Here is a 20,242-nt window from a genome sequence, read left to right as displayed (position 1 = left end):
TGGGAGCAAGCTCCCACAGTTTGTTTGCGCTGAACTCAGGCCGGTTGCAACTTCTGCTCAAACACCGCCACACCGTTCAGATCCCGCAACACCACACTCATCTCCCCGCTCTGCCCCTCGATATTCACCTCGCCAAAAAACTGGAATCCGGCAAACGGCGAGGCGTTTTGTGTCGGCGGGGCTTTCTGAAACACCACTTCCGGGCCGAAGGTCTTGTCCAGCGGATTGGGACCGAAGCTCCCGGCGTTCAACGGCCCTGCGACAAACTCCCAGAACGGTTCGAAATCCTGGAACGCCGCGCGTTCCGGGTGATAGTGATGCGCCGCGCAGTAATGCACATCCGCTGTCAGGAACACAAAATTGCGCACCTGATGTTTACGCAGGAACCCGAGCAATTCCGCGACTTCCAGCTCGCGGCCCTGAGCCGGGCCGGGGTCGCCGTTGGCCACCGCTTCCCAACGCGGCACGCCGGGGCTGACTTCACCGTCCGGCACGCCGAGACCGATCGGCATGTCGGCAGCGATGACTTTCCACTGGGCTTTCGAGGCCTTCAATCCGCGCTTGAGCCAGTTCAGTTGCTCACGCCCGAGGAACGGTTTTTCCGCCCCGAGATTGTTGTCATTGGCGCCGCGATAGCTGCGCATGTCGAGCACGAACACATCGAGCATCGGCCCGTAGCTCAACTTGCGATAGATCCGCCCGCCACCGTCCGCTGCCTGACGGCGCATCGGCGAATATTCGAGCCAGGCCTGGCGTGCACGACCGACCAGGGTGTGGATATCTTTTTCCTGATAGCGCTCGTCGAGCTGTTTGCCCGGCGACCAGTTGTTGACCACTTCATGGTCGTCCCACTGCCAGATCTGCGGCACTTCGGCGTTAAAGCGCCGGATGTTTTCATCCATCAGGTTGTAGCGATAGTTGCCGCGATAATCGTCGAGGGTCTGGGCGACCTTGCTCTTGGCTTCCGTGGTGAGGTTGCGCCACACGCGGCCACCTTCGGTGGTCAGTTGCGCCGGCACCGGGCCGTCGGCGTAGATGGTGTCGCCGCTGTGGATAAAGAAGTCCGGCAGGCGCAAACGCATGGATTCGTAGATGCGCATGCCGCCGATGTCCGGGTTGATGCCGAAGCCCTGGCCGACCGTGTCGCCGCTCCAGACGAATCGGATATTGCGTCGCGCCGTCGGTGCGCTGCGCAGGTGGCCGAGCCACGGCTCACTGGCGACGCCGGTCTGGGCGTCCTTGAAATACACGCGGTAGAAAATCGCCTGATCGACGGGCAATCCAGTGAGTTCGACGCGGGCGGTGAAATCGCTGCGGGCATCGGCCAGCGCGGAGATGACGCGTCGCGGGTGGCGGAACTGACTGCGGGTGTCCCACTCCACCACCATCCGCGCCGGGCGATCGCTGCGGCTCCAGATCATCGCCCGGTCGCCCTGCAAGTCGCCGGACTGCACGCCGTCGGTGAGTTGCGGTCGATCCTTGACCGAAGCAATGACTGCCGGGGCCAGCCCCGGCATCAGCAAACCGGCGCCGACCACTTGCATCACACGCCGGCGACCGAGGTTGAAATCGCTCATGCTGTTCTCCCTGAAAAAAGGAAAACTTAACCATCACCAGATGAAGCGGGTGTGACACCTCAGGCGTTGGCCGGCTCCAGCGCCAGCTCGACCGCTTCAGGACGCTTGACCAGCGCATACACCACCGCCGTCAACAAACTGCCCGCGACGATGGCCAGCAGGTACAGCAGCGCATGGTTGATCGCGTTCGGAATCGCCAGCACAAACAGGCCACCGTGGGGCGCCATCAGCTTGCAGCCGAAGTACATCGACAGCGCGCCAGTGAGCGCGCCGCCGGCAATGCTTGCCGGGATCACCCGCAACGGGTCTTTCGCAGCAAACGGAATCGCCCCTTCGGAGATGAAGCACAAACCCAGCACCAGCGCCGCTTTACCGGCTTCGCGCTCGGTCTGGGCAAACTTGCGCCGGGCGATGAAGGTGGCGATACCAAGACCGATCGGCGGCACCATGCCGGCGGCCATGGTCGCGGCCATCGGTGCGTAACTCTGCGAGGCCAGCAGCCCCACCGAGAACGCATACGCAGCCTTGTTGATCGGCCCGCCGAGGTCGACGCACATCATGCCGCCCAGCAGCACACCGAGCAGGATCGCGTTGGTGGTGCCCATGCTGTCGAGGAAGTGCGTGAGCGCCGCGAGCATCCCGGCCACCGGTTTGCCGACCACGTAAATCATCACCAGCCCGGTGATCAGGCTGGCGAACAGCGGGATGATCAGAATCGGCTTCAGCGCTTCCAGACTTTGCGGCAATGCCACATAACGACTGATCAGCTTCGCCGCATAACCGGCGATGAAACCGGCGACGATCCCGCCGATGAACCCGGCGCCCAGGGTGCTCGCCAGCAAACCGCCGATCATCCCCGGCGCCAGACCCGGACGGTCGGCAATCGAGTAGGCGATGTAACCGGCCAGCAACGGCACCATCAATTTGAACGCGGTCTCGCCCCCGATCTGCATCAGCGCCGCCGCCAGCGTACCTTCTTCCTTGAACGCGGTGATGCCGAACACGAACGACAAGGCGATCATCAGACCGCCTGCCACCACCATCGGCAGCATGAACGAGACACCGGTCAGCAGGTGTTTGTAGACGCCGGTTTTCTCTTGTTTGGCCGGGGCCTTGCCGTCGCTCGCCGCGCTTTCCTGCTTGCCTTCGGCCAGGGCTTTTTTCAGCGTGGCTTCGGATTGCTTCAACGCGATCCCGGTGCCGCAGCGGTAGATTTTCTTGCCGGCGAAACGCTCGGTGGCGACTTCGATATCGGCTGCCAGCAGCACCACGTCGGCCTCGGCAATCGCCGTCGCACTCAGGGGATTTTTCGCTCCCACCGAACCCTGGGTTTCCACTTGAAACTCATAGCCCAGACGCTTGGCGGTTTGCTGCAACGCTTCGGCTGCCATGAAGGTGTGGGCGACGCCGGTCGGGCATGCAGTGACGGCGACAATGCGCGGCACGTGCTGCTCGACGGCAATCGGGACAGCTTCGCTGGCGACATGGATTTCGGCTTCTTCGGCACCACGGCGCAGCACTGCTTCGACATCCTGCAGCGCTTGCGCCGGCGCGATGCGGAATACGCGCTTGCCGATGAAACGCGTCATGTCGATGTCGCCGGTGGCCACCAGCAACACCCACTCCGCCGCCTCGATGGTGGCCGCCGACAACGCGCGTTCAGGATGCGCCGCATCCACCACTTCGACGCTGGTGCTCCAGCCCTGACGCTGGGCCGCGGCATCCAGCAGCCGGGCACACAGCACACTGGTGACCATGCCGTTCGGGCAGGCCGTGACAATGGCTAACTTCATGACAAACCCTCTTATTGTTCTGTCAGGGGACGCACGCGCACGCCCTGTTCGAGCTGCGTCAGTTGCGCAGCATCGTGAATACCGAAACCGATCTGGGTCACCGCCTGCGCCGCAATCGCCGTGGCCGTGCGCAGGGTCTGTTCCGGCGTATCGGCGCTGAGCAGACCGTGGAGCATGCCGGCCAGCAACGAATCGCCGGCACCGACCGTGCTGGCGACGCTGACCTTCGGTGGCGTAGCATGCAGCGCCGAGCCGACGCTGAACCAGTTCACACCTTCTGCACCGTGAGAGATCACCACGTGCTCGATGCCCTGAGCGTGCAAGCGACTGGCCGCTTCTGCCTCTGCGACGTGGGACAGCACCTCACAGCCCAGTGCGTCGGCCAGCTCTTCGGTGTTCGGTTTGATCAGCCACGGGCCGGCCTTCAGTGCAGTGCGCAACGCTTCGCCGCTGGTGTCCAGCGCGACTTTCAGACCCAGTTCCTTCAGGCGTTCGATCAACTCGCGCAACCACTTCGCACTGACCCCGCGCGGCAGACTGCCGGCCACCACCACCGCATCATGCCCCGGCGCGATCTGCACCAGTCGATCCAGCAACGCCTGTTGCGCCACCACGCCCACTACCGGCCCCGGACCGTTGATGTCGGTGATTCGTCCGTCCTGTTCCGCGACCTTGATATTGCTGCGGGTCTCACCGGGCACACGGATAAAGGCATCCGTGAAACCACGCTTGGCGAACAGGGTTTCGAACGCCTGCAGATTGTCTTCGCCGAGAAAGCCGCTGACCGTCAGCTGATGACCGAGGTCGGCCAGCACTTGAGCAACGTTCACGCCTTTACCGGCGGCATGGGTGTGCATCTCGTCGCTGCGATTGACCTGACCGGGTTCCAGACGCGGCAACTGCACCGTGAGGTCCAGCGCCGGGTTGAGGGTCAGGGTGAGAATCTTGGCCATTACAGGGCCTCCACTAATGCGCGCACTTCGTTGGCGCTGCCCACGGCCAGGGCATGTTGAGCAAGGATTTGCGTCTGGGTCAGGCTGAGTTCGCGGATGCGCGCCTTGACCTCGGCGATGCTGCGTCCGGAGACGCTCAATTCATCCACACCGAGGCCGACCAGCACCGGCACCGCCAGCGGGTCTGCCGCCAGCTCGCCGCACACACCGACCCATTTGCCGTGGGCATGGGCCGCGCGCACAGTGATGTCGATCAGTTGCAGCACCGCCGGGTGCAGGCCGTCAGCCTGGGCGGACAGGGTCGGGTGACCACGGTCGATGGCCAGGGTGTATTGGGTCAGGTCGTTGGTGCCGACGCTGAAGAAGTCCACCTCTTTGGCCAGCACCGGCGCCAGCAACGCGGCGGACGGCACTTCGATCATGATCCCCAGTTGCAGGTCGGCGACCGGGATTTCCAGGCGCAGACGCTCGGTCATGTCGCGGGCCTGACGCCATTCGTCGACGCTGCCGACCATCGGGAACATGATCCGCAGCGGACGGTTGTCCGCCGAACGCAGTAAGGCGCGCAACTGCGCTTCCATGATCTGCGGACGCTGCAGGGTCAGGCGAATCCCGCGCACACCGAGGAACGGATTTTCCTCCTTGGCAATCGGCCAATACGGCAGCGGTTTGTCGCCGCCGACGTCGAGGGTGCGCACCACCAGCGGTCGACCGGCGAGGCCGTCGAGGACGCGGCGGTATTCGGCTTCCTGAGTCGCCTCGTCCGGCGCCTGCGGGTGGGCCATGAAAATCAGTTCGGTGCGCAACAGACCGATGCCTTCGGCACCCTGCTCCACCGCGCTGATGACGCCAGCGCTTTCGCCGATGTTGGCGAACACTTCCACGGCGTGGCCGTCTGTGGTGTGCGCCGGTTGATGACGTTGTTCGGCGGCGGCTTTCAGACGTTGTTCACGGGTGTCGCGTTCTTCGGCGGCGCGTTGCAGGGTCGCGGCATCGGCATCGACATGCAGACGACCGCGCTGGCCGTCGAGCAGCAACGGCGTGCCCGGTTTCAGCAGCAACACCGCTGCGCCCGCACCGACCAATGCCGGAATGCCCAGGGCGCGAGCCACGATGGCGCTGTGAGCGGTGGCGCCACCACGGGCGGTGAGAATCCCAGCCACCCGCGCGGGATCCAGCCGCGCCACATCGGACGGACCGACCTCATCCATCACCAGAATGTACGGTTGCTCAGGCTCGGCAGGCGTCTGCACGCCACACAGTTGCGCCAGCACCCGACGCCCGATATCACGCAGATCGGCAGCACGCTCGGCGAGCAAAGCGTCCTGCAGGGATTCCTGCTGCTTCGCGGCGGCCTCGATCACGGCCATCCACGCTGCCTCGGCGCTCTCGCCTTGCTTGAGGCGGGTGTCGACTTCATCGGTGAGCTCCGGGTCGTCGAGCATTTCCTGATGGGTGATGAAAATCTCGCGGATCGCCTTGGCTTTGCTACGTTCGATCAGGCCTTGAATGTCCTGACGCACGTCGGCCAGCGCGTTTTTCAGACGCTCGCGCTCGATGGCGGCAGACTCGCCACGCAACGGGTAATCGATGGTTTGCTGGACCTGAATGTGTGCCGGGCCGATGGCAATGCCGGGGGCGGCGGGAATCGCTTGCAGCAGGCTGCCGGAGGCCGGGGCGCTCAGGACTTCGGCGATGTCGGCAATGACTTCGCGCTGCTGACTCACCGCCGGCAGCGGTTCGACTTCTTCGCCGAGGCCTTCTTCGATGGCCGCCAGCAAGGCCGGCAAGGCATCGGCAGCGATGCTCGGTTCGGCGATGATTTCCAGTACCTGACCGCGACGGGCGCCGAGGCTCAGCAATTTGCTCAGGCTCTTCACCGATACGGCACTCTCCTGACCGTCGACGATGCGGACACGGATTTCGCCGTCAAAACTTTTCGCCAGCTGCGCGAGGATCTTCGCCGGCCGCGCATGCAAGCCATGGGCGTTGGCCAACGCAACCCGCGCACTCGGCCAGTCGGCAGGCAACTCGCCGCCGAGCACTTCGAGGACTTTGCGGCTGCTGGTGGCGCGGCCCAGTTCATGGCCGCGACCTTCGATCAGCAGCGCGCACAAACGCTCGAGCAACGCTTGATGCGCTTCACCGAGGCTGGCCAGGCAAAACAGACCGCTGAGGGGCTGACCGAGGTAACGCATCGGTTTGTCGGGGGTAACGAACGCCAGGCCCGGACGCTTCACGGTCTGCTCGCTGTGCAGCCACCACAGGCCATCGCCCAGCGGCAGTGCTTCGACTTGCTGCAACACCCCGGCAAAACCGTTGCTTACGCAATCGGCCTGACGCAGCAGACGTGCACCGCGCCAGACCAGCTCTTCGAAATCGTCGGCAGATACGCCGAGGCCGATCATCTGCGCATCCAGAGCCAGTTCCTGCGGCGCGCCCTGCAGCAGTTTCAGCAGCGCTTCGGGCGAACTGGCGCGGCGCAAGGCCTGGCCCAGATCGGTCTCGCCGAGAGCGCGGGTCAGCAATTGCAGCAGGCGCAGGTGTTCGTCGGATTTGGCCGCGATGCCGATGGCCAGGTAGACGATCTGGCCGTCGCCCCAGTCCACGCCGTCGGGAAACTGCATCAGCCGCACGCCGGTGGCAAATACCTGATCCCGGGTTTCGGGCGTGCCATGGGGGATCGCAATCCCCTGACCGAGAAAGGTCGAGCCCTGGGCTTCCCGCGCCTGCAACCCGGCCAGGTAACCGTCGGCGACCAGACCATCAGCGACCAGATGATTGGCCAGCAATTGCAGGGCGGCGGGTTTATCCACAGCCGATTGGCCCATGGATATCTGCTCTACAGTGAGCTCGAGCATGCGATCTCCTTTTTGACGCGTTGGTGCGCCAGGTATTGTTTTGAATGGTTGCAGCTTAGGCGCTTGTAGGCTTCCCTTTCAGGAGGCAGTTTTGGCGGTTTCACGGCAGAACCGGCCAAAGGCGTCTAAAACGTAGAAAATACGCTTGCTGAAACGTTTAATCTAGATTGATCGGCACGTTACTCGATAATGTCTCATCCTTGAAGTCCAACTTGTCGGATGCGCTGCGACAATGGTCGCCTGCCTGAATCGGGTAGGATTGGCGAAAATGTGGCGGCAAGCTCGAAAAAACAAGGAAATCCCGGGTTGAAACTCAGTGATATCGCGCGGTTGGCCGGAGTGTCCGTGACCACCGCCAGCTACGTCATCAACGGCAAGGCCGAACAGCAACGCATCAGCACCGCGACCGTCGAGCGGGTGCGGGCGGTGGTCGATCAGCACGGCTTTACTCCCAATCCACAGGCGGCCGGGCTGCGCAGTCGGCATACCCGGACCCTGGGTTTTATCCTGCCGGATCTGGAAAACCCCAGCTACGCGCGGATCGCCAAGTTGCTGGAACAAGGTGCCCGGGCGCGCGGCTATCAGTTGCTGATCGCCAGCTCCGACGATGCGCCGGACAGCGAACGGCAACTGCTGCAACTGTTCCGCGCCCGACGCTGCGATGCGTTGATCGTCGCCAGTTGCCTGCCGGCCGGTGACGACAGCTACCGCCAGTTGCAGGCCAAGGGCTTGCCGGTCATCGCCATCGACCGGGTGATGGATCCGGAGCACTTCTGCTCGGTGGTCAGCGACGACCGCGAGGCCAGCCTGCACCTGACCGAAAGCCTGCTCGACCCGCAGCCGAAACAGATCGTGCTGCTGGGCGCCCGCCCGGAACTGAGCATCAGCCAGGAACGTGCCGCAGGGTTCAAACAGGCCCTCGCCGGCTTCAAGGGCGAAGTGCTGGTCGAGCACGCCGAGTCCTTCAGCCGCGAGTGCGGCAAGCAATTGATGGAAGAACTCCTGCAACGCCTCGGGCATTTGCCGGATGCGCTGGTGACCACGTCCTACGTACTGCTGCAGGGCGTGTTCGATGCGCTGCATGACTTCCCGCTGAAAAACCGCCCGCTGCGTCTCGGCACATTTGGCGACACCCAGTTGCTGGACTTCCTGCCGCTGCCGGTCAACGCCATGGCCCAGCAGCACCAGTTGATCGCCGACAAGGCGCTGGAACTGGCGCTGGCGGCAGTCGAGCAATCGGATTACCAGCCTGGCGTGCAGGCCATCGCCCGTACCTTCAAGCAGCGTATTCACCGGGACTGAGCCGTGGAGCTGATCGACAGCCACACCCATCTGGACTTCCCCGACTTCGACGCCGACCGCGCGGCGCTGCTGACCGAAAGCCGCGCCCTCGGGGTGCGGCGAATGGTGGTGCTCGGGGTCTACGAGGGGAACTGGCAGCGGGTGTGGGATCTGGTGCAAAGCGATCTCGAGCTGTACGCGGCGTTCGGCCTGCACCCGGTTTATCTCGATCAGCATCGTCCGGAAGACTTGCTTGCCCTGGGCGACTGGCTGACACGGCTGCACGGTCATCGACAACTTTGCGCCGTCGGCGAAATCGGACTGGATTACTTCATCGAAACCCTCGACCGCGAACGCCAGCAGGCGCTGTTCGACGCGCAACTGCAACTGGCAGCGGATTTCGAGTTACCGGCGTTGATTCATGTGCGGCGCAGCCACGCGGCGGTGATTGCCACGCTCAAGCGCTTCAGGCTCAAGCGCGGGGGCATCATCCATGCCTTTGCCGGCAGCCGTGAAGAAGCGCGGGAATACATCAAACTCGGTTTCAAACTGGGTCTCGGCGGCGCGCCGACCTGGCCCCAGGCGTTGCGCATGCATCGTGTACTGGCGGATTTACCGCTGGGCTCGGTGGTGCTGGAAACCGACTCACCGGACATGGCGCCCGCCATGTACCCCGGCGTGCGCAATACTCCGGCGCATCTTCCGGCAATCTGCAACGCGCTGGCGGGATTGATGAATATCAGTGCAGAACAACTTGCCGAGGCCAGCACCGCCAACTGCTGCGAAGTGTTCGGCTGGTAGTCAGTCGACGTGGGCCTTCACTGCATCGAGCGTCAGGGTCATGTGCTGACGGTGGTGAACAAAACGCATCAGCGCGAAGTACACGAAAACCACGATCAATGAAGCATTCAACTGCTCCGTCACGTTAAGCAGCCCGATCCACTCCATCACCAGCGCCACCAGCAACGCGGTGCATACCGTCAACGATGCACTGAAGCGCAACCAGCCCAGCGAATCCAGGGATTTGAAGCGTCTGATCTGTTTCGGGCAGCGCAGCTCCAGGGTTTTCTGGCAGTGAGCGCAGGTAAAGGGTTCATTGATCGCGATGGCATTCAGTTGCCAGGGTTTGAGCAGCAGCGTGGTCTGGCAATGGGCACAGCGGCCCTGGACTCCCAGGGTTGCAACAGACATGTGTGGCCTCCTCCAAACGGTCAGTTGTTGTGATCTTGATCCATTGAAGACGAAAAATCAGAGCACGGAGGAAATCAGGAAATTGCGTACAAACGTAAGCAAAGAAGTACTACAAATTATTCCGACATACCTGCCTCCGGAGAGGCAGGCTGCTCAAACCCGGAAGGCGCTGATCAACTGCTTCAACTCAACCACCTGCGCCGACAGGGCCCGACTGGCGTTTTCGGTCTGACAGGCACCTTCGGCCGTGCGCTCGCCGGCACGGTTGATCTCGACGATGTTCTGGTCAATGTCATGGGCGACAGCGGTCTGCTGCTCCACGGCAGCGGCGATCTGCTGGTTCTGATCGACGATCATGCCTACCGCACCGAGGATGTTTTCCAGCGCCTGCTGGACCTTTTCCGACTGCCCGACGGTGCCGCTGGCCATCGAGTGACTGACTCCCATGGCTTTCACCGCTGCACCGACCCCGCCGTGGAGTTTGGCGATCATCTGCTCGATTTCTTCGGTCGATTGCTGGGTGCGTTTGGCCAGTGTCCGCACTTCATCCGCCACCACCGCAAAACCCCTGCCCTGCTCACCGGCCCGAGCCGCCTCGATCGCCGCGTTGAGCGCCAGCAGATTGGTCTGCTCGGCAATGCTCTTGATCACCTCCAGCACGCTGCTGATCGACTGACTGTCGCTGGCCAACTGATTGATCACCCGTACCGACTGATCGATCTCACTGGCCAGTGCCGCGATGCTGCCCTGCTGCGACTCCACCAGGCCACGTCCGCTGATGGTTTCGTCGTTGACGCTGTGGGCGCTGCTCACCGCAGCCGCCGCACTGCGCGCAACTTCCTGCGAGGTCGCCGACATCTGGTTCATGGCCGTGGCCACTTGCTCAATCTGGCTGCGCTGACCGGCCACGGCCTGGTTGCTCTGCGCCGAGACATCTTCCACTTGCCCGGCCTGACGCTCGACTTCGCCGACCGTATGACCGACCCGCTCTATCAGGTCGTGGATCTTGCGCACCGTGCCATTGAACACCTCGCCCAGCTCACCCAGTTCATCGCGGCTATGGGCCACGAAGTTGACCGTCATGTCCCCGGCCGCGACTTTGTCCATCATCGCGCCAAGGCGTTTTAGCGTATTGCGGGTCGAGGCGTAGAAGCCGCCGTAAAGATAGAAAATCAGTACGAACACCACCGACAGCGCCACGGCCTGCAACACCATGTGCGTGCGATTCTGTGTCAGGCGCTGTTGTAATTGGGTGTCGAGGAATTTCAGGGTGGCTTCGTTGAGCTGATACGTGCGGTCCATCAGCCCGGTGACCTGATCGTAAAAAGCCTGCCACGGCGCATCGAGGGTCTCGGCGACCACCACTTGCTCTTCGAAGATTTCGCTGGCCTGCTTCAGCGAGGCCTTGCTGGCGTCGGCGGCAGCACTCAGCGAATCTCGTGCGGCCTTGCTTGAGCCCAGCGCGTCCTGCAGTTTCAGCCCGTACTCGCCCTGAAGCTTTTCGATCTGCGCCAGCAGTTCATCGAAGCGGGTGCTGGAGGAACTGTTGAGAAAACCCTGCCCCAACGAAAAAGAGCCCATGGCCCGGCCTTCGCCAAGGGTCTGGGTGATGGCTGGCGTGATCGCGGTGACCAGTTCGCTGAGTTGGCGGATATCGCTCTGGGTGTCGCGGCTCAGACCGGCCTGGCTGGCGACGATCTGGCTGAAAATCTGCGCACTGCCCAGCAGTTTGCCGATCAGCGCACTTTTGCTTTGCAGGGAATTTTCCGCTTGCTGGGCCTTGAACGCGGCGATCATTTCATCGCGCTTGGCATCGAAGACCTTGATTTGCTCCGGGTCCTCGGTCATGGCCGTCAGCCCTTGCAGGCGCGCCAGAACGTTTTGCTCGAGGCTGGTGATTTGCGACTCGACATTGCCGGCCTTGCCCGACTGGCCGAGGGTGACGTTGATCTGCACCAGGTTGTTGAGGGTTTCCAGATCCCGACGCAGGGTCAGGCTGCTGCCCAGCAGGTCGAGGCTTTGCAACTCCACCCGGGTGCCCTGGAATTCGCGATAGGAATCGCGCACCAGATAGAAGTTGGTCACCAGCATCGGTACCAGGAACAGCACGCTGATCAGGCTGAACTTCATGCCGAAGCTCAGGCGGTTCATCAGCGAGACGGCGGGATAGAGCAAGCTCTTCACTGGAAGTCTCCCTTGGTTTTTTCTTGTTTTTATTGGCAGGCGCGGGGCGACAGCAGATAGCCACTATCGGGCGCTATCTCTGTATAGCTCAAATCGAAGGGAGGTTTTGTAACTTAAGGTTAACGGCAGAGGATCGCCCGAACGCGGGCTGCGTTCGGGCGACATTTTGATCTTCAGGCAGGCGTCAGTGGATCAGGACGGTCCAAAGGGCAAACCCGGCGTACCACAACACCGCTGCACGCAGCAGCAGCTCCCACAGGCAATCGAGGGTATTGATGCCCTCCGGGCCGACGACGGCGGGCGGAATTTCTCCGGCCGCCAGGCCGACCCTGTTGATCAGTTGTGCCGCACTGATGTTCCAGTTCAACAGCTCATGCAGCATGATCCGGCTGACCGCGACGAAGTTGCCGACCAGAGCCAGACTCGCCGCCAGCAGGCGCACCGGCACCCAGTCGAACGCATGCCGCAACTGCCCTGCTCGCTCGGCCAGTGCCGGGTTCTGTGCATTTTCTTCAGCCAGCGCCAGCAGGCGATAGCTGAGCGCGGCAACCGGGCCAAGCAGGAAGTACCAGAAAATCACCGCAAAAAAGCTCTGGTAGGCCTGCCACAACAGATGCCGCTGCACTTGTTCCAGCAATTGCTCGCCACTCTCGGCGCAGATATCCAGATCGCGCTTGGCCACGTGAGCGGCGGCTTGCAAGTCTTCCCGGCGCCAGGCATCACGGAACGGGCCGAGCCCGCCGAGCAGATCGCCGCGCCCCAGGCTGTAAATCACCACCAGCAAATGCACCGGCAGGGCCAGCAGGCCATAGGCAACCGGCTCCAGCACCAGCAGCAACAACCCCAGCAATGCCACCGGCAGCAGCACCAGTATGACCAGCACCAGCCATGGCCGTTTTGCCAGATTGCCGCTTTCAAGCTTGTGCAGTTCGCGGATCCATCCGCCATCGCGTTGAACCCGATGGCGCAGGGCCGAGAACTTCTCGATCCATACCGCCAGCAGTAACACCAGAAAACTCATTGTCCTTCCTCTTGTGCCAGGGCGGCGCGGTAGCGTGCCCAGTCGAATGCGGGTCCAGGGTCGGTCTTGCGTCCGGGTGCGATGTCGCTGTGTCCGCAGATACGTTCGACAGTGATCGCTGGAAACGCTTTTTGCAAATGCCGGGTCAGCACGATCAACGCCTGATACTGCGCCTCGGTGAACGGCAGATCATCGGTGCCTTCGAGTTCGATGCCCACGGAAAAATCGTTACAGGTTTCCCGCCCTTCGAACACCGACACGCCGGCATGCCAGGCACGCTCAAGGCAGGAGACAAACTGGGTGACCTTGCCGTCACGTTCGATCAGGAAATGCGCGGAGACGCGCAGGTCGGCGATCCCGGCAAAATAGGGATGCTCCGTAACATCCAGACGATTCTGGAAAAATTCCTGCACCTTGCCGGTGGCGAACTGCGCCGGCGGGAGGCTGATGTTGTGGATGACCAACAGGGAGACTTCGCCCGCCGGGCGTTCATTGAAGTTGGGCGAGGGGCAGACCTGCACCCCGTGACACCACCCGCTTGCGGGATCCAACTGCATACCGATTCCTTCAACGCCGACTGTGTTGCGCCCAGTATGCCGTGATCGGCCCCCGGCGCGCGATCACTTGCCGCGATTGAGCCGTCGCAGATTGCCGAGCACAGACTCCAGCGCGCGGTCGAACAACAACGTGTCATCCAGCGCCCGCACCGTCCCGCGACGGAACTCCATGGCCAGGGCGATGCGGTTGCGCTCCTGCACTTTCGTTCCGGTGCGGTCGACAAACACATACTTGCCGGTCGCCTCGATGATCGCCGCCAGTTTGCAGCGCAACGTGTGTTCTTCATCTTCTTCGAACGCCACCCAGCTGCCCAGGCGCAACTGGTCGACCTGACGCAAACTGACGTCATCGGCCGGCAAACGCTCCGGGCCCAACATCGGATGACCTTCGTCGGCGGTCTGCAAAACGATGGCCTGAGACACCTGGATCATCGGCGGCGACTCGGCCTGATCCGGCTCGGCGGAGGGCTGAAGCAAACGAACGTGCAACGCTTCCAGCGCGCTGAAAAACTCACTGGTGGCGAACGGATCGAACGCCGAACTGCTCAGCCCGTCACGCAGCGACTTGAGCAGTCCCGGCACCAGCGACAACAACCGCAGGCCCGACTCGGCATCCTCGTGACGCTGCACGCTCCAGATCAACTGCTCCATGGTCTGCACGTCGGCCTGCCACTCGGCGGACTGATCGCCGTGCTTGAGGCACGTCAGCAGCAAGACTTTGCTCCAGGCCGCCTGGACGAAAGTCACCACCGTCGGCGGCAGGACTTTGCCCAGCATCGCCTGGTTCAACGCCTGCTCGACACGCAGGCGGGCCAGTTCGGTCCTCGCCCGGCCCTCTTCGGCATCGCGCAGCCGCTGCTCAAGCAGTTCGCTGCGGCGGCGCTCGTCGCTGGTGAAGGTGAGGAAGTCCGCCAGCAACTCGGAGAAAATCGCCGGGTCATCGACGAATTCCGTCAGCAAACGCTGCACTACTTGCTCGATGCGCAGATAGAGGCTGTCGCGCGCATCGCCGTCGCATTCGCCCCAGCCCATGGCCGCTTCGGCGATTTCATTGAGCAGACGTCGTGCCGGATGGCTGCTTCGACTGAAAAAACTCTTGTCGATCACCGCGACTTTCAACATCGGGATCTGCAACCGGGCGATCAGCGCCTTGAGTGAATCCGGCAGGTTGCGGTCGTCGAGAATGCAGTCGAACACCATGGCGACCAGGTTGATCACATCCTCGTCCGCACCTCCGACGATCCGCGATTTGCCACTTTTTACGCTGACCCGGGTCAGCAGCTGTTCAAGCTGATTGCGCAGGTCGAAGTCTTCCTGCCCCGCCAGCGCCGGCACGTATTGCTGCAAGTGCGAAAGCAGACGCAGCAGGTCGCGGGTGGAAATCGGCTGGGGCGCTGCACTCGGTTCAAGGGTCGGCGCGACGCTGCCGCGCACGTGCAACAGCAACTCCTGGAGTGCGGCGAAAACTTCCTGCACGCCCGCGTCCGCCGGCGATTGATCGTGTTCGTCGAACTCGCTGTGCGCGCTGGCCGAGGCGTGATCCCTGGCCCGACGGGCCGGTGCAGGCTTGAGCTCGGGCAACACCCCGGTGGCGACCAACAATTGGTTGGCCTCCGCGAAAAGTTGGTCGGTGTCGGCCAGCACATAGCGCTCGAACAGTTTGAGCAGGATCAGCTTGACCTTGATCTCCACGCCCAGGTTGCGCCCGGCCTGGAGGAAAAACTCACACAGCATCGCCGGGCCCAGCGGGTTGTGTTGATCGTCCAGGGACTTGCCGAGCAGCGCATTGAATCGCGCGGTCAATTGATCAAGGGCGAAACCGTCGCGATTCAGCACACGGCCGACCATGGTTTCGATCGCAACGCTGCGCTCCATGTCGTCGGTGCGCGCCGTGGTGTCCTCGTACTGCAACGCGTGAGGCACGACATTCGGTACGGGATCATATTGAGTGAGGCCGACAAAGGCCTCGAAGAATTGTTCGAGAAAGCCGCGCTCGATGTTCTTGCGCTTGAGGCGCAAGTCGCGCATGGCTTCGAAAAAGATGTTCTGTTCGACGTCGTTGCGCGCCCGATCAGCCATTTCAAACAGGGTATCGTCGGCGTTATCGAACAGTTCCTGCAGGCCGTTGCGCAGGCGTTGTGCAGCCTTGTCGCGAACCTGAAGCAGAATCACAGGCAGGCGGGCGAGCGGCGAGTGAGTCGCCTGATCGGTAGCGGCCTTGTGCAAAGGCACTACGTTCCCGTCGTTGTGCATCCAAGCCTCCTGAAACGGTGATTTGCCGACGTCAAAGTCATGGCGTCAAATGCAAGGCGGATTATCTTGCAAAAGTTGTCTCCGGCGCCAGAGCCGTCAGGGTTTCCCCTATGCGCGATACCTTTCAGTGACCACGCCGGAATCGGGTTTGCTCAAAGAAAATCGACCGGATGCAGCGCTACGTAGCCGTTCTCGCCTTGGGTTGGCCGACGCCATGCCCCTATAATCGGGCCACTTAGTTTGTGGAGCCCGTTATGCCGAATCTACGTCTCGCCGATTTGACCGCCGAAATCGAAGCCAACGTGCGCCGTGCGTTGCTCGAAGACATCGGCAGCGGCGACATCACCGCGCAACTGATCCCGGCCGAACGCCTGGCCAAAGCCACCATCATTACCCGCGACGCGGCTGTCATCTGCGGCACAGCCTGGGTCGATACGGTGTTCCGTCAGCTCGACCCTCGGGTGGCGGTGCACTGGCAAGTGCGCGATGGCGAAAGGGTTTCGCCGAACCAGCCGCTGTTTCACCTGGAAGGCCCGGCCCGTTCCCTGCTGACCGGTGAACGCAGTGCCCTGAACTTCCTGCAGTTGCTGTCCGGCGTGGCCACCCGCGCGCAATACCTCGCGGACTTCGTCGCCGAAACGGACGTGAAACTGCTCGACACCCGCAAGACCCTGCCGGGCCTGCGTCTGGCGCAGAAGTACGCGGTCACCTGCGGTGGTTGCCATAACCATCGCATCGGTCTGTACGACGCGTTCCTGATCAAGGAAAACCACATTGCCGCTAGCGGCGGAATCCCGCAGGCCATTGCTGCCGCGCACAAGATCGCGCCGGGCAAACCGGTGGAAATCGAAGTGGAAAGCCTGGATGAACTGAAGGAAGCGCTGGCAGCCGGTGCCGACATCATCATGTTAGACGAACTGAGCCTCGACGACATGCGCGAAGCCGTGCGCCTGAACGGCGGCAAGGCGAAGCTGGAAGCCAGCGGCGGCATCAACGAAAGCACGCTGTTGCCGATTGCCCAGACCGGGGTGGATTACATCTCGATCGGTGCGATGACCAAGGATGTGAAGGCCGTGGACCTGTCGATGCGCCTGAGCCTCTGAATCGAGCGCGCAATAAAAAACGCCAGCCCTTTCGAGGCTGGCGTTTTTGTTTCAGACCACCAGATTGTTCATCTCGCAGTACTCTTCCCAATCGACACCCAGCACTTCGGCCGCCTCCTTGTGCAGCTCCAGGCGCTTGGCCTCGAACTCTTCAGGGGTACTGGTGTACTTGAGCGTCAGTTCCCACGGCTGCAAACCCTGGGCTTCGGCCTCGTCTTCGAACGCCCACTGGATCTGGTCCTTCTGCTCATCGGGACTCAGGTCCTTGATCTCGTCCATCAACTCCGGCGCATCAAGTTTGTACTTCTCCAGCGCTTGTTCGTGGCGTTGCTCTTGGGTCAATTCAGTCATGGCGTTCTCGCTGATCGTAAGAATGGAAGATGGATCTGGATCATCAAGGATCTCTCTGACGCGGATTGTCCGGCCTTCGGAACCATTCGGGATCATCTGAAAACTGCTGGGCGATGCTCATGCAGACAGCGAATATAGGACGTTTGGCGAGCGAATTACACGGGTCTTTACATCTCTCCCACAAAAAGTTGACCTGCGGAACATAAACCGGATTTCCAAGTCATAGCGATGTGCCATATCGGCACTCACCTTCGCTGTTCACAAGGAAACCCAGTGATGCGCAGCTTTTCGAAGATTTCTTCTGTTGTGTCCGCCACCGCTCTGACCGCCCTGCTGGGCACACTGGCCCTGCCGGCCAGCGCAATGGCCGTTGAACTGAGTAGCAGCAGCCCTTCCTATGGCGACCAGATCTCCGCCATTCACAACGATTTCGGCAAAGACGTGGTGATCAAGAGCGGTATCGGTGTCGAAGACCTGAAAAAGATGCGCGACACCGTTAACGACCAGTCGCGTCAGATCGAAGAACTCAAGCGCAGCAGCGGTTCGAGCTCAAGCTCCAGCGGCAGAGAGATTGATGATCTGAAGAGCAAGGTCAAGGAACAGGACCGTCAGATCGATACGCTGAGTCGTCAGGTCGACGACCTCAAGCGCAACAGCGGCTCCAGCTCCAGTTCGAACAACAGCGAAATCTCCAGCCTGAAGCAGAAGCTCAACGATCAGGATCGCGCGATGGATCAGCTCAAACGCACCGTCGAGGAGTTGAGCCGCAAGGTGAAATAAGGGGAAGTGGTGCCCGAGACAGGAATCGAACCTGCGACCTTCGCGTTACGAGTGCGCTGCTCTACCGGCTGAGCTACACGGGCGGTGGGCTAAACCTAGCACCGGTATTGAAGGTCGGCAACTTCGTAGAATGACTCGATATTTCGCAGACAAAAAAATGCCCCGCCGTTTTCACGGCGGGGCATTTTCATTGCGCTAAAGCGACGGGGTGATTAAACGCCCGAAGCCTTGGCCGCTGCCACGTCTTTGATGGACAGCTTGATACGGCCGCGGTTGTCCACGTCCAGTACCAGCACTTCCACTTCCTGGCCTTCTTTCAGGATGTCGGTCACTTTCTCTACGCGAGCGTCGCTCAGCATCGAGATGTGAACCAGACCGTCCTTGCCCGGCAGGATGTTGACGAATGCGCCGAAGTCGACGATGCGCTCAACCTTGCCGACGTAGATCTTGCCGATCTCGGCTTCTGCGGTGATACCCAGAACGCGCTGACGTGCAGCTTCAGCCGCTTCCTTGGTTTCGCCGAAGATCTTGATCGAACCGTCGTCTTCGATGTCGATCGAAGCCTTGGTTTCTTCGCAGATCGCACGGATGGTCGCGCCACCTTTACCGATAACGTCACGGATCTTGTCGGTGTCGATCTTCATCGCGATCATGGTCGGAGCGTTGGCCGACAGTTCGGTACGCGACTGGCCGATGATCTGATTCATCTGGCCGAGGATGTTCAGGCGCGCTTCCAGGGCTTGGCCCAGAGCGATTTCCATGATCTCTTCGGTGATGCCCTTGATCTTGATGTCCATCTGCAGCGCGGTGACACCTTTGGCGGTACCGGCTACTTTGAAGTCCATGTCGCCCAGGTGGTCTTCGTCACCCAGGATGTCGGTCAGAACAGCGAATTTCTCGCCTTCTTTAACCAGACCCATGGCGATACCGGCAACCGGTGCCTTCATCGGAACACCAGCATCCATCAGGGCCAGGGAAGCGCCGCAAACGGAAGCCATCGAGCTCGAACCGTTGGATTCGGTGATTTCCGACACTACGCGGATGGTGTACGGGAACACGTCAGCGGCAGGCAGCATGGCCGAAACCGAACGACGGGCCAGACGGCCGTGACCGATTTCGCGACGACCGGCGCCACCCATGCGACCACACTCGCCCACCGAGAACGGAGGGAAGTTGTAGTGCAGCATGAACGGGTCTTTTTTCTCGCCTTCCAGGGTGTCCAGCAGCTGTGCGTCACGGGCGGTGCCCAGCGTCGCGACGACCAGAGCCTGGGTTTCGCCACGGGTGAACAGTGCCGAACCGTGGGTCTTCGGCAGAACGCCGACTTCGATGTTCAGCGGACGTACGGTGCGGGTGTCGCGACCGTCGATACGTGGCTTGCCGTTAACGATGTTTTCGCGAACGGTGCGGTATTCGATTTCGCCGAATGCAGCTTTGACGTCGGAAGCCGAAGGCTGGCCTTCTTCGCCGGACAGCTTGGCAACGACCTGGTCACGCAGCTCGCCCAGACGCGCATAACGGTCGGCCTTGATGGTGATGGTGTAAGCCTGGGAGATCGCTTCGCCGAACTCGGAACGGATGGCGGCCAGCAGCTCGGTAGCTTCCGGAGCCGGTGCCCAGGTCCAGGTTGGCTTGGCCGCTTCAGCAGCCAGTTCTTTGACTGCGTTGATCACGACCTGGAACTCGTCGTGAGCAAACAGTACAGCGCCCAGCATCTGGTCTTCGGTCAGCTCTTTGGCTTCCGATTCAACCATCAGTACGGCGTCCGAAGTACCGGCAACGACCATGTCCAGGCTCGAGGCAGCCTGCTGCTCGTAGGTCGGGTTCAGCAGGTAGCCGGTGCTTTCGTGGAAAGCAACGCGGGCGGCGCCGATCGGGCCGTCGAACGGGATGCCCGAGATAGCCAGGGCAGCCGAGGTACCGATCATCGCAGCGATGTCCGGATCGGTCTTCTTGCTGGTGGAAACGACGGTGCAGACAACCTGCACTTCGTTCATGAAGCCTTCAGGGAACAGCGGACGGATCGGACGGTCGATCAGTCGGGAAGTCAGGGTTTCTTTCTCGGAAGGACGGCCTTCACGCTTGAAGAAACCGCCTGGGATCTTGCCGGCAGCGTAAGTCTTTTCCTGGTAGTGAACGGACAGAGGGAAGAAACCCTTGCCCGGATCGGCTTGCTTGGCACCGACTACGGTCACCAATACGCTGACGTCGTCGTCAACGGTGACCAATACTGCGCCGGAGGCCTGACGGGCGATACGGCCAGTCTCGAGGGTAACGGTCGACTGACCGAACTGGAATTTTTTGATTACCGGGTTCACGGTGTCCTACCTTCTTTGT

Annotated in this window: 15 protein-coding genes and 1 tRNA gene; 4 read left to right on the top strand and 12 right to left on the bottom strand. The window is 61.6% G+C overall.

The window, feature by feature from the left end; genetic code table 11:
- Positions 1-35: 35 nt before the first annotated feature.
- The 4 genes from IF189_RS04230 to ptsP are packed head-to-tail and all read right to left on the bottom strand — an operon-like array spanning position 36 to position 7,184.
- On the bottom strand, positions 36-1,577 hold the full coding sequence (locus IF189_RS04230; RefSeq protein WP_192552885.1) for an alkaline phosphatase D family protein: 1,542 nt from the start codon (positions 1,575-1,577) through the stop codon (positions 36-38).
- 59 nt (positions 1,578-1,636) lie between these two features.
- Entirely contained in the window at positions 1,637-3,370 is a 1,734-nt protein-coding gene (locus IF189_RS04225; RefSeq protein WP_134825466.1) for a PTS fructose-like transporter subunit IIB, read from the bottom strand.
- Positions 3,371-3,381: 11 nt separating this feature from the next.
- On the bottom strand, positions 3,382-4,323 hold the full coding sequence (gene pfkB / locus IF189_RS04220; protein WP_192552884.1) for a 1-phosphofructokinase: 942 nt from the start codon (positions 4,321-4,323) through the stop codon (positions 3,382-3,384).
- Positions 4,323-7,184, bottom strand: coding sequence for a phosphoenolpyruvate--protein phosphotransferase (ptsP, locus tag IF189_RS04215; protein ID WP_192552883.1), 2,862 nt, complete (start codon positions 7,182-7,184; stop codon positions 4,323-4,325). The genes pfkB and ptsP overlap by 1 nt, the downstream gene beginning before the upstream one ends.
- A gap of 306 nt (positions 7,185-7,490) precedes the next feature.
- Here ptsP and cra point away from each other — a divergent pair, with 306 nt between their 5' ends.
- Both cra and IF189_RS04205 read left to right on the top strand, forming a co-directional pair.
- A complete protein-coding gene (cra, locus tag IF189_RS04210; protein WP_114881387.1) occupies positions 7,491-8,486 on the top strand; it encodes a catabolite repressor/activator in 996 nt (331 codons plus the stop codon).
- Between the two features lie 3 nt (positions 8,487-8,489).
- Entirely contained in the window at positions 8,490-9,266 is a 777-nt protein-coding gene (locus IF189_RS04205; RefSeq protein ID WP_192552882.1) for a TatD family hydrolase, read from the top strand.
- Here IF189_RS04205 and IF189_RS04200 read toward each other — a convergent pair whose 3' ends face one another.
- The 5 genes from IF189_RS04200 to IF189_RS04180 form a co-directional block, all read right to left on the bottom strand.
- A complete protein-coding gene (locus IF189_RS04200) occupies positions 9,267-9,656 on the bottom strand; it encodes a hypothetical protein (RefSeq protein ID WP_192552881.1) in 390 nt (129 codons plus the stop codon). It abuts the gene before it with no gap.
- Positions 9,657-9,809: 153 nt separating this feature from the next.
- The gene (locus IF189_RS29095; RefSeq protein ID WP_408986728.1) at positions 9,810-10,514 is read right to left on the bottom strand and encodes a methyl-accepting chemotaxis protein; all 705 of its coding nucleotides are present in this window, start codon (positions 10,512-10,514) and stop codon (positions 9,810-9,812) included.
- Between the two features lie 1,510 nt (positions 10,515-12,024).
- Positions 12,025-12,861 carry a regulatory signaling modulator protein AmpE gene (ampE, locus tag IF189_RS04190; protein ID WP_085711839.1) on the bottom strand — a complete coding sequence of 279 codons (837 nt, stop codon included), beginning with the start codon at positions 12,859-12,861 and terminating at the stop codon, positions 12,025-12,027.
- Positions 12,858-13,418, bottom strand: a complete 561-nt coding sequence (ampD, locus tag IF189_RS04185) for a 1,6-anhydro-N-acetylmuramyl-L-alanine amidase AmpD (protein WP_085711840.1) — start codon at positions 13,416-13,418, stop codon at positions 12,858-12,860. Before ampD ends, ampE begins: the two co-directional genes overlap by 4 nt.
- Before the next feature lie 63 nt (positions 13,419-13,481).
- Complete coding sequence (locus tag IF189_RS04180; protein WP_192552879.1) at positions 13,482-15,671, bottom strand: DUF1631 domain-containing protein; 2,190 nt, start codon at positions 15,669-15,671, stop codon at positions 13,482-13,484.
- Positions 15,672-15,925: 254 nt separating this feature from the next.
- Between IF189_RS04180 and nadC the strand changes: the two genes are divergently transcribed.
- On the top strand, positions 15,926-16,774 hold the full coding sequence (nadC, locus tag IF189_RS04175) for a carboxylating nicotinate-nucleotide diphosphorylase (RefSeq protein ID WP_085711842.1): 849 nt from the start codon (positions 15,926-15,928) through the stop codon (positions 16,772-16,774).
- A 51-nt stretch (positions 16,775-16,825) separates the two neighbouring features.
- Here nadC and IF189_RS04170 read toward each other — a convergent pair whose 3' ends face one another.
- Complete coding sequence (locus IF189_RS04170) at positions 16,826-17,125, bottom strand: DUF6388 family protein (RefSeq protein ID WP_085711843.1); 300 nt, start codon at positions 17,123-17,125, stop codon at positions 16,826-16,828.
- 276 nt (positions 17,126-17,401) lie between these two features.
- Between IF189_RS04170 and IF189_RS04165 the strand changes: the two genes are divergently transcribed.
- The gene (locus IF189_RS04165) at positions 17,402-17,905 is read left to right on the top strand and encodes a hypothetical protein (RefSeq protein WP_085711844.1); all 504 of its coding nucleotides are present in this window, start codon (positions 17,402-17,404) and stop codon (positions 17,903-17,905) included.
- Between the two features lie 7 nt (positions 17,906-17,912).
- Here the strand turns inward: IF189_RS04165 and IF189_RS04160 are convergent.
- A tRNA-Thr gene (locus IF189_RS04160) sits at positions 17,913-17,988 on the bottom strand.
- 129 nt (positions 17,989-18,117) lie between these two features.
- Positions 18,118-20,223, bottom strand: a complete 2,106-nt coding sequence (gene pnp / locus IF189_RS04155) for a polyribonucleotide nucleotidyltransferase (RefSeq protein WP_007953735.1) — start codon at positions 20,221-20,223, stop codon at positions 18,118-18,120.
- Positions 20,224-20,242: the final 19 nt, after the last annotated feature.

The organism is Pseudomonas sp. IzPS59 (assembly GCF_014863505.1).
GTDB lineage: Bacteria > Pseudomonadota > Gammaproteobacteria > Pseudomonadales > Pseudomonadaceae > Aquipseudomonas > Aquipseudomonas kribbensis.
The sequence above is the reverse complement of the archived record's forward strand: the minus strand, read 5'-3'. Positions and strand labels throughout refer to the sequence as shown.

What these genes read in the sequence shown, in the direction of transcription:
- ampD (WP_085711840.1), bottom strand. Translation starts at nt 13,418, where the DNA reads ATGCAGTTGGATCCCGCAAGCGGGTGGTGTCACGGGGTGCAGGTCTGC.
- IF189_RS29095 (WP_408986728.1), bottom strand. Translation starts at nt 10,514, where the DNA reads ATGTCGGCGACCTCGCAGGAAGTTGCGCGCAGTGCGGCGGCTGCGGTG.
- ptsP (WP_192552883.1), bottom strand. Translation starts at nt 7,184, where the DNA reads ATGCTCGAGCTCACTGTAGAGCAGATATCCATGGGCCAATCGGCTGTG.
- IF189_RS04225 (WP_134825466.1), bottom strand. Translation starts at nt 3,370, where the DNA reads ATGAAGTTAGCCATTGTCACGGCCTGCCCGAACGGCATGGTCACCAGT.
- ampE (WP_085711839.1), bottom strand. Translation starts at nt 12,861, where the DNA reads ATGAGTTTTCTGGTGTTACTGCTGGCGGTATGGATCGAGAAGTTCTCG.
- pfkB (WP_192552884.1), bottom strand. Translation starts at nt 4,323, where the DNA reads ATGGCCAAGATTCTCACCCTGACCCTCAACCCGGCGCTGGACCTCACG.
- IF189_RS04200 (WP_192552881.1), bottom strand. Translation starts at nt 9,656, where the DNA reads ATGTCTGTTGCAACCCTGGGAGTCCAGGGCCGCTGTGCCCATTGCCAG.
- IF189_RS04230 (WP_192552885.1), bottom strand. Translation starts at nt 1,577, where the DNA reads ATGAGCGATTTCAACCTCGGTCGCCGGCGTGTGATGCAAGTGGTCGGC.
- IF189_RS04165 (WP_085711844.1), top strand. Translation starts at nt 17,402, where the DNA reads ATGCGCAGCTTTTCGAAGATTTCTTCTGTTGTGTCCGCCACCGCTCTG.
- nadC (WP_085711842.1), top strand. Translation starts at nt 15,926, where the DNA reads ATGCCGAATCTACGTCTCGCCGATTTGACCGCCGAAATCGAAGCCAAC.
- IF189_RS04170 (WP_085711843.1), bottom strand. Translation starts at nt 17,125, where the DNA reads ATGACTGAATTGACCCAAGAGCAACGCCACGAACAAGCGCTGGAGAAG.
- IF189_RS04180 (WP_192552879.1), bottom strand. Translation starts at nt 15,671, where the DNA reads ATGCACAACGACGGGAACGTAGTGCCTTTGCACAAGGCCGCTACCGAT.